This is a genomic window from Photorhabdus noenieputensis (genome assembly GCF_018448935.1).
GTDB lineage: Bacteria > Pseudomonadota > Gammaproteobacteria > Enterobacterales > Enterobacteriaceae > Photorhabdus > Photorhabdus noenieputensis.
On sequence record NZ_RCWC01000022.1, the window covers coordinates 1 to 12,418 of the forward strand.

Below are 12,418 nucleotides of genomic sequence, written 5' to 3' on the forward strand. Positions count from 1 at the left end.
AATCCATTGCCAGATACAGCGACTGCCCTTTCAGCGGGGTTTGCCAGTCCAGCTCGTTGCGGCTGTACCAACCCCGATCAGCGGATAAGGTCAGCTCGCCATCAAAGCCGCGCACCGTCCAGCGACCACCGATTGAAAATCGATCCTGGGGCGTCAATGGGCTGGCGCTTATCTGACGCAGATATTGGGTCTGATAAGAAAAGGGCTGAGAAAACAGCGTTAACGGCCCGGCAAGCGTCGCTGAGAACTGGGTGATTTTGGGTAAGGCGGTCCCTTCATTGCGGTACTCTTCCGGAGCAGGTTGTGCGCCAAACCAGCGCATGCCCTGTTGGTAAGTCACCCGGGTATCCAGCGTCGCGCTGCCGATAAAGTGATGATGGGACAGCCCCAGCTTCCAGCCCGCGGTTTCCCGGCGCTGAACATCAACTTCGGTCTTATCAATAAAATTGCGCGAAGTCCGGCGATAAATTTCACCGTTGAGCAGGGTTTTCTGATCGGCATTACGGTGTAGCACCCGGCTAAGCTGAACCGCCAGGTTTTGGCTTTTGCCCCGGTATTGGATCGCCTGATTCAGCCCGGCTATCGTCTGGGTATAATCGTAATGACTGGCCGTCACGCTCGCCATCCAGTAACCGAAGGGCAGGGAGTAATAGAGCGTGTCATTTTGGCTGCCTTTTCCGGCAGACGAATGAATATCGCGCCCACCGGAGAGATAGAACAGGTCGCTGAGCGCCAGAGGGTTATCCAGAAAGAAGGTGAGTCCGCCCTGATAACGCCCGGTGCTTTTCGAGCCGGTATCATCCAGATACGTCGCGACTCGCCAGTGCCGGGACTGACGCCAGTCCAGCACAATATCGCTCTCCCCCGGCTGCTCTGCCGGAACAATGTTCATATCCGCCTGCACGGTGGGGAAACGTTGCAGATTTTCTAATCCCTGCTCAATATCCCGTAAATCCAGTAGCTTGCCTTCACGCGCGGGAAAGGGGGTTATCCGCTGGATATATTTCCCGCTGTCAGGGGTATAGCGGATATGCCGGATTTTTCCCGGTATCATCACCAGTTTTAGCGTTTGGGTACGCAGATCCTGGGGAGGAACCAGAACCCGGCTGGTGACATAGCCGTGATTGATGAGCTGATCTTGCAATTGGGTTATCAGCCGGCTAATGCCTTTATCGCCCAGGCAATGGTTTTCGCCCTGTTGAGCGACACGCCGGAACGGTAACCAGTGCGGGAAATTTTCGGTACCTGCCAATGCTACATGAGTGATAGGAAAACACGGGGTTTCCACCGGGAAGGCGGATGATTCCCCGGTTTCCGGTACAAACAGGTGAACCTCCGCAGGCGGCGGGGTTAATTGCGCCTCCAGGGCTTGCTGACGGGCCTGTTGATGAATGAGTTGTTGATCTGCGATATCGGCGGCTTGACTGCCTGAAACCACGCTACAAAAAACCGTTAAGACTACAATACTGCTTTTCATTGACTTTCTATTCCACAATGTCGAAACAGCATTAACCACGAATTTAACTTAACGATCAATATTTAGGGTTGATTATCAACCGGGCAACTAAAATAGGGGGTTGGTTAAGATAGCAGCAAAAACAAGAGGTTATATGACAAAGCAAAAAACAGGCCAATGTGATTATTTTATGACTGGATTGTATAAAAAACAGATTAATATTAATCATTTAATAATCAACATTAATAATTTCAAATTAAATTTATTGTTTTATTTTTATTATGTGATGAATGTCACATTTATAGTGATTGATTTCGGTATTGATTCAAAATGAAATGTGATGCTTATTGTAAATTTGTAATGAAATATTGTCTTTTATGGTTATGTGAGGGGTTAGGGTTATCCATGCCAATCTTGCTTCTTATCTGCCGCTCGCTCTGCCAGAAGATCACTTAACCTAAATCCTTCATAATTATGTGGGATAAATAGTATGATTTGTTAGCTTCATTTTCCGTCATTGGAAAGTTGAACGTAGTGGCGATAGGGAAGATGATACGATGTTTGGAGTTTGCAGAGCATAAACTAAATTAGAGGCGCAAATTTACTTTTCTCACCCTATTCACCTTGGGAAAGAAGGGACCAATGAAAATATCAATGGGTTAATCAAGCAATACTTTCCAAAAGGAACCAATTTTAATGAACTCTCTGAGCAGGAAATAGATTTTGTGGTAAACCGATTAAGTAATCGCCCCTGAAAAACTCGGGGTAGTAAAACACCCAATGAATTATTTAAAGGAATATGGATATGTTTACTTACAGAGTAACGATATTGCACTTATTATGTGAATCTAAGAAATATATTAATTCTATTTTTACATAAAATAATATATTTTTGTTATCGTATTAATAACTGTGTTAATAATGGCTAGATATAAGTGGATAGGTTATGTTTATAACGACAGATGATGTTTGTATATAACGATAATTATTAACTATTCTATTTAAATGTTTTTATGTAATGTAAAGTCAAATTATATCTGGTAAATATATTATATTTTTATCTTATAATATAGATAAAATGAGAGCGGTCATGTAAGTCAATTGCTGGCTTTATAGTGATATTTTAAATTAAATATTGTCAATTATACTAGGTATTAGTATAGTGAATTGGATTAAATGGTTTTAATAACCTATCGTTGGGTTTTATTTTTAATAATATATTTATCTCGACCTTTAAAAATATGTTGTACAGCAAGGTATAATATTTGTGTGTTAATATTGCAAGACAATAAATATGATAGAGAGATAATCATTTTATGTTGAAAAATTAACGGTTAACAGAGGAGGAGTAATTTGTGATCTGCTTATAAAAATGTGACGATATAATGGCTTTTCATTATTTTATTGATGTACGTCAATGCTATTGTTACCCGTATCGTTTAATAGATGTATTACTTCAACAGAATTAATGGATATGCTATGTCATTAAAAATAACTGTACTCTTGGAAAATAAAACATCTGATTCATATTTGATAGCTAAGCCGGGTTTGAGCCTTTTACTTGAGGACGGTGAAGAGAAGATAATTTTTGATACCGGTCCAGATGGTAGCTATATTGAGAATGCAAATAGGATGGGAATATCTATTGATGATATATCTAAAATAGTTATCTCTCATGGGCATTCTGACCATATAGGTGGTGTTAACTATTTTCCTCATAATGCTAAATTAATATGTCACCCTGATGCATTAAGCGAGAAATATTATGGTGTTATGTTCAATAAAAAGAGCGTGTTAAAGTTCAAAAAAATATCCGGTAAAATTAATAAAAGAGTTAAGAAGAGAGTTTTATTTCGCTTAACGAAATCGCATATGAAAATAAGTGATCGATTTATTTTTTCAGGTGAAATAGCAAATAGTCATAGAAAATCCTATGGGTTAATTAGAAAAAGCTCTTGGGCTAATGATTATATACTTGATGATAGTGCATTAATTTGGAAAAGCGATAATGGACTGGTGATTATCATTGGCTGTGGTCATTCTGGTATTTGTGAAATTATTAACCACGCTAAAATGATTACTGGTGTAGACAAAGTATACGCGGTAATAGGCGGGTTGCATTTAAGGAGAGCATTACCGACAGAGTTATTGAAGATCAGAGAGTTTTTTATAAAAGAAAATATAAAACAAGTTTATGGATGTCATTGTACTGGTAGTTGGGGAAGACTTTGGTTACCAAATGTCAAACAGTTGAAAACAGGGCAGGTATTATTAGTAGAGTAATATAATGAAATTTATTGAGAAAATGGATGTTCATCAAATTATTACCCCATTTGCGGCAGCGTTGGGGTTAGCATTTTTTTCTATTTTAAATAATTGGGATTATAATAACGATAGGTTAATATTTTTGTTGCTAAATTTATTCGCATTTTTTATTGTATTTTTTCATCATAGAGGTTTTTATTCATATTTTATAGAAAACAATTTGTATAGTCAGTGTTTCACGCAAGTCATTATTGCCACTTTTGATAAGAGAGTGGCACTCTATTTACAGATTACAGATTACAGATTAATGGTAATTTCTGCATTAGAAGTTAAATGTGTTTTATTTACATGGCTTTTTATTTGTTATAAATATCCTATTGAGATAATGATGAGTCTTAACAAATGGTTAGTAATGTATTAAATAAAACATTAAATATACATTTATTAAAGTTATTTATTGCTTTTATTAATTGAGATAATTAATTTATTAAATAATGGTATATTGGAGTCGAGTATATTTAATTCGATATTTATAATCAGTACGATAATGATAATTTCCTGTTTATTCAACTTTGTTTTAATGGCCGATTTTATATTATTTTATTTCTTGTAAATTATCGGGCAGGTGGTGCAGTAAAGGGCTATCTCCGGTTACTGAGGGAAGTGACAAAAGATTTTTTTGCCTTTTATATGGAGTTCTTAATGAAAAATTGAATCGATAAATTTAGATTTATTTATCGTCTCTGTGATGTTTAATTCGTTAAAATAACAGGCTATTATGTGAACTTAATGTCTGTACGTTGCCTAATATAAATAGGCGGTATATAAGTTGATCATAGGTATATAGCTGATTATATCTGTTTGAATTTAATATATTGATTTATACCCTATGGATTTCGAGATGCATTGCGGCGGCAAGGGAGCGACTCCCCGGGAGCATAGCAAACTATGTGACCGGGGTGAGAGAGTGCAGCCAACAAAGAGGCAACTTGAAAGATGACGGGTATATAGGGTTATTCATTAAATCCTGCCACCAGTTGGTTGGAGTTAAGACAGGGGTTATGGTTATGAATCAAGGTCAATTCTGGCAACGACCAGGAAGAAACAAGCGTTATTTGGCGGTGATTTTGGCTTCTTTGCTGATGCTTTCTGGTTGTGACCAATCTGATAGCACTGATAATAAGCAAGCTGCTCAACCACAGTCCACAGAAATTCAAAGCGAAAAAGCACCTCAACAATCAAATATTCCACCAAAATCAGCAAAACAGAAAGACGCAGCATCACTGGCTGAATTAGTAAAACGTTATGCCGGTAAACCAGTAAAAATTTTGGATGCTTCTGAAGTTCAGCTTGATGGCGCTAGTGCAATGGTGGTGACATTTTCTGTTCCTTTAGATCCAAATCAGGATTTTGCTCAGAATGTCCGTTTGGTAGATGTCAAAGAGGGCAAACTTGATGGTGCGTGGGAACTGTCAGATAACATGATGGAGCTTCGCTTGCGCCATTTGCCGCCCTCCCGAGAGTTGCAATTAACCGTAGATAAAGGTGTTAAAGGTATTAATGAGCATCAACTCGAAACGGTTTATGAGAAAACGCTGACAACCGCAACGATTTCTCCGTCTGTCGGTTTTGCCAGCAAAGGCTCTTTGTTACCCAGTAAAGTCGCTGAAGGTTTGCCGGTATTGGCACTGAATGTTAATCGTGTTGATGTTAATTTTTTCAGGATAAAAGAGGCGGCATTACCGGCTTTTATTGCACAGTGGCAATATCGCAATAATATGAGTTCTTGGGAATCTGAAGAGATGCTCAACGGTGCGGAATTGGTTTATACCGGCCGTTTCGATCTGAATCCAACACTGAATACCCGCGAAAAATTACTGTTGCCATTAAGTAATATCAAAGAGTTACAGAAAGATGGTGTTTATCTGGCGGTGATGCAACAAGCAGGTAAATATACTGACACTAATCCAGCAACAATGTTTACCTTAAGTGATATTGGTGTTTCTATGCACAGTTATCTGGATAAGATAGATGTGTTTACCCAATCTTTGGCGCAAGGTAGCAGCCTGAAAGGGGTGGAAATACGTCTGTTGAATGAGAAAGGGCAATTATTGTCAAAGGCAACGACGGATGATGATGGACACATCAGTTTGGAGAAAAATGCGAAAGCGAAGCTGTTGCTTGCTACTCGTGACCACCAAACCAGTATGATTGATTTAGTATCACCGGCGCTGGATCTGTCTGAATTTGATATTTCCGGTCCACAAGGGTATAGCAAACAATTTTTTGTTTTCGGACCTCGTGATCTCTATCGCCCGGGTGAGATGTTGATTGTCAATGGTCTGTTGCGTGATGGCGATGGTCGAGCAATAAAAAGTCAACCCGTTAAAGTGGATGTATTGAAAACCGATGGTCAGGTAGTCGATAGTTTTGTCTGGCAACCTGAAAATGGATTGTATCAGTATCGCTACGTAATCCCTCCCTCAGCGGCTACCGGGTTCTGGTCGTTACGTTTTGATCTGGGCGATAACAAACCCCGTTATTACAAGTTTAATGTCGAAGATTTTATGCCGGAGCGCATGGCACTGGAAATTAGTAGTGAGTCGCAACCGGTGATGAAAAGCCACGATGTGGATTTCGCGATTAATGGCCGTTATCTATATGGCGTACCTGCTGCACATAATCGCCTGCAAGGGCAATTATTTCTGCGTCCAGCTCGTGATGCGGTAGCAAAGTTGCCGGGTTATGTGTTTGGCGCGGTTACAGAGGACAATCTTAGTCGCACATTGGATGAGTTTGACTTGGTTTTAGATAGTGGTGGTAAAGCCGCGCTTAATGTCAGTGCTGATAACTGGAGTTCGGTCTCTTCGCCGGTAAACGTCATTGTACAGGCTAGTTTGCTTGAATCTGGCGGCCGCCCGGTAACTCGTCGGGTTGAACAGGCTGTTTGGCCGACAGAAAAGCTGGTTGGTATTCGTCCGCTGTTTAATCAGAAAGAGATTTATGACTATCGCGTAGGTCGTTATCAAAGCCGTTACAATGTGGATGAAAATTCACTGGCGCAATTTGCGGTGGTGTATGCCGATGCCGATGGAAAAAAGTATGCTGCAAAAGATCTCACTGCCCGTCTGGTTTATGAACGTCGTGACTATTATTGGCGTTGGTCTGATGGTGAAGGTTGGCAATCAGGCTATGACCAGAAAGATTTGGTGATGGCGGATGAGCATATCCAGATTGCTCAAGATGGTACCGCAAAGGTCAGTTTTCCGGTTGACTGGGGTTCGTACCGTATTGAAGTGGTTAATCCAGAAAATCAATTAGTGACCAGCGTTAATTTCTGGGCCGGTTACTCATGGCAGGACAATACGGGTGGCACAGGCGCTGTTCGTCCTGATCAGGTGAAATTGTCTCTGGATAAACCTGCTTATCGGGTAGGTGAAAAGATAAAACTACATATGGTTGCACCACAAGCCGGTAAAGGTTATCTGTTGGTGGAATCCAGCGAAGGGCCGCTTTGGTGGCAAAAAATTGATGTGCCGGAACAAGGTTTGGATGTGGAAGTGCCGGTGAATAAAGAGTGGCGTCGTCATGACCTTTATTTAACCGCTGTGGTGGTGCGTCCAGATGATAAATCTCGTCAGGCGACGCCGAAACGGGCCATTGGCGTGTTGCACCTGCCGTTGGCTGATGAAAATCGTAAACTGGATTTAACGCTATCCGCACCGGAAAAAATGCGTCCGAATCAGGATTTGATCGTTAAAGTCAAAGCGACACCGCAGCAAGGGCAGAAATTACCCAAGCAGGTTAATGTGCTGCTTTCTGCTGTCGATACGGGGGTGTTGAATGTTACGAATTTTAAAACGCCAGACCCCTATGAGGCTTTTTTGGGGCGTAAGCGTTACAGCGTCGATCAATATGATGTGTATGGTCAGTTGATTGAAGGTGAAGGCCGTCTGGCGAATCTGCGTTTTGGCGGTGATGGCGATGATAGTGCCCTTGAGCGTGGCGGCAGAAAGCCATTAACCGAAGTTAAGATTATCGCTGAACAAGCACAGCCGGTAGCATTGGATGAAAATGGGGAAGGGCAGATCGTTTTGCCAATTCCTGATTTCAATGGTGAGTTGAAACTGATGGCTCAAGCGTGGAGTGAAGATGAGTTCGGCCACGGTGAAAGTAAAATTGTCATTGCGGCACCTGTGGTTGCACAGATGGCATTACCGCGTTTTATGGCCGGTGGTGATAGTGCATTGTTGTCGTTGGATTTAACTAACTTAACTGAACAGAGGCAAGATTTGATCTTGAACTTTGTCGCTAATGACCTGATTAAGTTAGAGGATGATGTCCGCCAGGAGATAATACTGGAAAAAGGCAAACGTACCACAGTAGAGATTCCGGTCACGGCACAGCATGGTTTTGGTCAAGGAGAGATTTCCCTGACGATTGATGGTCTATATGTACCGGGTGAAAACCTGAGATCGTATAAAAATAGTTGGCAGATTGGTGTGCGTCCGGCACAGCCAGCGGAAACTGTTCTGTTCGCTAATGTTATTCATCCGGGTGAAGAGTGGCAGATGCCGTCAAAAGCCTTATCGGGTTTATCGCCAGAAGGGGCCGAAGGTCAATTGTTACTGAGCAGCCGTCCGCCGTTACAGATTGCACGCTATATTCGTGAATTGTACGCCTATCCGTATGGCTGCCTTGAGCAGACGATCAGCGGGCTTTATCCGTCTCTCTATTCGAACAAATCAGAACTGAATAGTTTGGGTATCATGACGGAAGATGATGATAAACGCCGGTCAAGTATTGATGAGGGAATTATTCACTTGTTGAGTATGCAGCGTCATGACGGCAGCTTTGCTTTATGGGATAAAACCGGTGATGAAGAGTATTGGTTAACCGCCTATGCCACCGATTTTCTATTCCGTGCAAGTCAACGAGGTTACAGAGTACCTAAAGAGGTGTTGGATTCCGCCAATAACCGTCTGTTACGTTATTTACAGGATAAAAGTGTTATTAACTATCCCTACAGCCAGAATCAGGAAGCAGTGCGATTCTCGGTTCAGGCTTATGCCGGGCTGGTGCTTGCCAATCAACAGAAAGCGCCATTGGGTGCTTTGAGACAAGTTTATGAACGCCGTCAGCAAGCAGGCAATGGCTTGTCACTGGTACAACTGGGCATTGCACTGAAACTGATGGGAGATAACACCCGGGCAGATGAAGCGGTTCGTTTGGGGATCAGTGAAAACCGTAATGATGATTTAGATTTAGGTGATTACGGCAGTGCTATCCGTGACAACGCAATGATTGTGGCTCTGTTGACTGAAAATAATATGTTGATAAAGGAACGTGATGAGAAATTACTGGCGTTGTCTGATGAATTGACATCTCGCAATTATTTCTCAACTCAGGAGAGTAATTCACTCTACTTGGCGGGACGTTTCTTTATCGATACATCGGTGCAACCGTGGAAGGCGCTAATTGACCAGCGGACTTCACCAATAAGTAGAGACAAACCCTATAGTGAGATGTTGTATTCACAGGATATTCAGCAAGGTATGAGCATCAGTAACCTTGGTGACAGTATGCTCTATTCACGGGTGAATGTGGTGGCTTACCCGCTGCATTCTCCGAAACCTTACGCTAATGTGCTGAAAATTGAGCGTAGCTATCTGGATATGCAGGGTAATCCGATTTCCAGCACTCTGCTGAATAGCGGTGATATGGTGGTTGTGAAGCTGGTGGTGAGCTCAGATAAACCCGTACAGGATGCTTTGGTTGTTGATTTATTGCCTGCCGGTTTGGAGCTGGAAAACCAGAACCTGGCTAACAGCAGTGCTAAGCTGAGTGAGAGTGCCGCTAATCTTCAGGAGTTGATTGGCGATATGCAACAGGCGACGATTCGTCATATTGAATATCGTGATGATCGATATGTAGCGGCAGTCGCGGTTGATCCGTCTCAGCCGGTGACGTTGCTCTATCTGGCTCGCGCGGTGACGCCAGGCGTCTACACCATCCCGGCACCACAGGTGGAATCGATGTACGTACCTTATTGGCGTGCGGTAGGAAAGTCTATACCTGAAAAAATAACGGTTACTCACTAAATAAATGTATCAGCCCTTATGCTCAGTGTAAGGGCTGATTTCTCACCAGGATTCATTGATGAAGAAAATGCATCGCCTTATATGGCTGATTGTGCTGTTGTTGTTTCTGATCCCGGCGGGTTTATGGTTGGCAGATAAAATCTGGCCTCTGCCACTGCGTGAAATCAAAATGGCGCGTATTGTCGTCAGTGAGGATGGTACGCCGCTTTGGCGTTTTGCCGATGATGAAGGGGTTTGGCGTTATCCGGTGACATTGGATCAAGTATCGCCGGAATATATTCAAGCGTTGCTGACTTATGAAGATCGTTGGTTCTACCAGCATCCAGGGATTAACCCGATTTCTCTGGTCAGGGCTGCCTGGCAGGATATTCGGGCAGGTAAAATTTTATCCGGCGGCAGTACGCTGTCAATGCAGGTGGCCCGGTTGATTGATCCCCATTCACGCACTTTCGGCGGGAAGTTGAAACAGATTTGGCGTACTTTGCAGCTTGAATGGCACTATTCCAAAGATGAAATTCTGGAAATGTATCTGAACCGTGCGCCGTTTGGGGGGACGTTACAAGGCGTCGGCGCGGCGAGTTGGGCATATTTGGCTAAACCGCCCTCTGAACTCTTGGCGGGGGAAGCGGCTTTACTGGCTGTTTTGCCACAGGCCCCTAGTCGTTTAAGGCCAGATCGCTATCCTGAACGGGCGCAGGCAGCCCGTGATAAGGTGTTGCAACGGTTGGCGCACTACAAAATTTGGCCGGAACAGACGATTGCTGATATTCGGCAGGAGACGTTGTGGTTGGCTCCTCGGCAAGCGCCACAGCTTGCCCCGCTTCTTGCCAGACGAATGGCGAAAGGCATTCGTCAGGAGATCATTAAAACAACCTTGGATGTGGGATTACAGCGTCAGCTTGAAGATATGGCGGTGAATTGGAAGTACCAGTTACCAGAAAAAACTTCGATTGGCGTGTTAGTGGTTGATCATACAGACATGGCGGTGAAAGCCTATATCGGTTCATTGGATCTGCGGGATGATGGCCGTTTTGGTCATGTTGATATGATAAGCTCATGGCGTTCGCCGGGATCAACCCTGAAACCATTTCTGTATGCAATGGCGCTGGATGATGGGTTGATTCATGGGGAGTCACTGTTACAAGATGTGCCTCGCCGCTTTGATTATTACCGCCCGGGAAATTTTGACAGCGGCTTTCATGGACCGGTCAGTGCCAGTGAAGCGTTGGTTCGTTCACTGAATTTACCCGCCGTGCAACTGCTTGAAGCTTATGGCGCTAAGCGGTTTACCGCCCATATGCGTAATGTAGGAACCGTATTGCGTTTTCCGCCCGGCAGTGAACCCAATTTATCATTGATTCTTGGTGGCACGGCAACCCGGATGGATCAACTGGTGGCGGCTTACTCGGCGTTTGCCCGTCAGGGGAAGGTTTCTCCCCTTAGATTCACCCCACAGCAAAAATTGCGTGATCGGCAACTTTTTTCCCCCGGCGCGGCATGGATAGTCAGGCGGATTATGGCTGGAGAGGCTCTGCCGCAACCTGATGATGTGTTACCAGCACAGGTGCCGCTGGCCTGGAAAACCGGTACTAGCTATGGCTATCGTGATGCTTGGGCTATCGGCTTAAATGCGCGTTATACCATCGGTGTTTGGGTTGGCAGGCCGGACGGCACGCCGGTTGTTGGGCAGTTCGGCTACGCTACGGCGATTCCTATCATGAATCAGATCAATAACCTGTTACTTGCCAATATGCGAAATGGGGCTAAACGAATCCCGGTTGATCCACGTCCGGCAAGTGTGAGTCAGGCAATTATCTGTTGGCCGGGAGGGCAGAGTTTACCGAAAGGAGAGAATAATTGCCGTCAACGTCGTCTGAGCTGGATACTGAATAACACTATTCCGCCTACGCTGCCTGCGGTGGGGCAAGAGGCCATTTCAGGCATCAATGAATTGGTGTGGTTGGATAAGAACGGTTTGCGCGTGGCTCCTGATTGCCCCGGCGCTCAGGCTAAAAATATCGCTTTATGGCCGATTACCCTCGAATCATGGTTACCGGCACAAGAGAAACGGACGCAGCGTCTGCCACCGGTTAATCCTCAATGTCCACCGTTGAAATCAGATGAAGCGCCCTTGTTGATCGTGGGTATTCGTAACGGAGATGTATTGAAGCGACTCCCCGGTTTTGACAGCCTTGATTTACGTATGACAACTCAGGGCGGTAGTGGCGGGCAGCAATGGTGGTTTTTGAATGGAGAGCAGGTAATGACCACAGAAAAGAATCAGGGATTTGTTCAGATATTGACTCAACCGGGTAAATATCAGCTTAGTGTTTTGGATTCAGGCGGACAGGTTGATGCTGTCAATTTTACTTTGAAGTAAACGATTCAGGTAAAAATGTGATTTGTACGAAAAAATGGTGATTTTCGCTAAGAAAAATTTAATGGAATGTTATGTTTTCTGTAGGCAACCGCTATTCGTGCCCCTATAATCAACGCCGTTTTTATCTCCGCTAAGGTTGCGGAATGAAGTATTAACCGATTAACTTATCGGGAAAAATTAAAATTATCAGTTGCTGACAGAAGAACCAAGAGGTTA

General features: G+C 43.7%; 5 protein-coding genes and 1 pseudogene. 5 read left to right on the forward strand and 1 reads right to left on the reverse strand.

Annotated features, from left to right (window positions below; translation table 11 throughout):
• Positions 1 to 1,477, reverse strand: a 1,477-nt coding sequence (locus EAE91_RS14480) for a ShlB/FhaC/HecB family hemolysin secretion/activation protein (RefSeq protein WP_214089117.1), incomplete at its 3' end; no start/stop codon positions are given.
• A 563-nt stretch (positions 1,478 to 2,040) separates the two neighbouring features.
• On the opposite strand from EAE91_RS14480, the pseudogene EAE91_RS14485 reads away from it, so the two are divergent.
• From EAE91_RS14485 to pbpC, 5 genes and pseudogenes are all read left to right on the forward strand, one after another.
• A pseudogene (locus EAE91_RS14485) lies at positions 2,041 to 2,280 on the forward strand (transposase); the annotation flags it as partial.
• A gap of 655 nt (positions 2,281 to 2,935) precedes the next feature.
• The gene (locus EAE91_RS14490; protein ID WP_214089118.1) at positions 2,936 to 3,739 is read left to right on the forward strand and encodes an MBL fold metallo-hydrolase; all 804 of its coding nucleotides are present in this window, start codon (positions 2,936 to 2,938) and stop codon (positions 3,737 to 3,739) included.
• A 4-nt stretch (positions 3,740 to 3,743) separates the two neighbouring features.
• Positions 3,744 to 4,142 (forward strand): hypothetical protein, encoded by a 399-nt coding sequence (locus EAE91_RS14495; protein ID WP_214089119.1) that lies wholly within the window; start codon positions 3,744 to 3,746, stop codon positions 4,140 to 4,142.
• Positions 4,143 to 4,788: 646 nt separating this feature from the next.
• Complete coding sequence (locus EAE91_RS14500; RefSeq protein ID WP_280520287.1) at positions 4,789 to 9,822, forward strand: alpha-2-macroglobulin family protein; 5,034 nt, start codon at positions 4,789 to 4,791, stop codon at positions 9,820 to 9,822.
• Between the two features lie 58 nt (positions 9,823 to 9,880).
• Positions 9,881 to 12,202: a peptidoglycan glycosyltransferase PbpC gene (pbpC, locus tag EAE91_RS14505; RefSeq protein ID WP_214089120.1), complete on the forward strand. Its 2,322-nt coding sequence runs from the start codon at positions 9,881 to 9,883 to the stop codon at positions 12,200 to 12,202.
• The last annotated feature ends 216 nt before the right edge of the window (positions 12,203 to 12,418 follow it).

Coding starts and splice junctions, on each gene's coding strand:
- EAE91_RS14490 (WP_214089118.1), top strand. CDS start 2,936: ATGTCATTAAAAATAACTGTACTCTTGGAAAATAAAACATCTGATTCA.
- EAE91_RS14495 (WP_214089119.1), top strand. CDS start 3,744: ATGAAATTTATTGAGAAAATGGATGTTCATCAAATTATTACCCCATTT.
- EAE91_RS14500 (WP_280520287.1), top strand. CDS start 4,789: ATGAATCAAGGTCAATTCTGGCAACGACCAGGAAGAAACAAGCGTTAT.
- pbpC (WP_214089120.1), top strand. CDS start 9,881: ATGAAGAAAATGCATCGCCTTATATGGCTGATTGTGCTGTTGTTGTTT.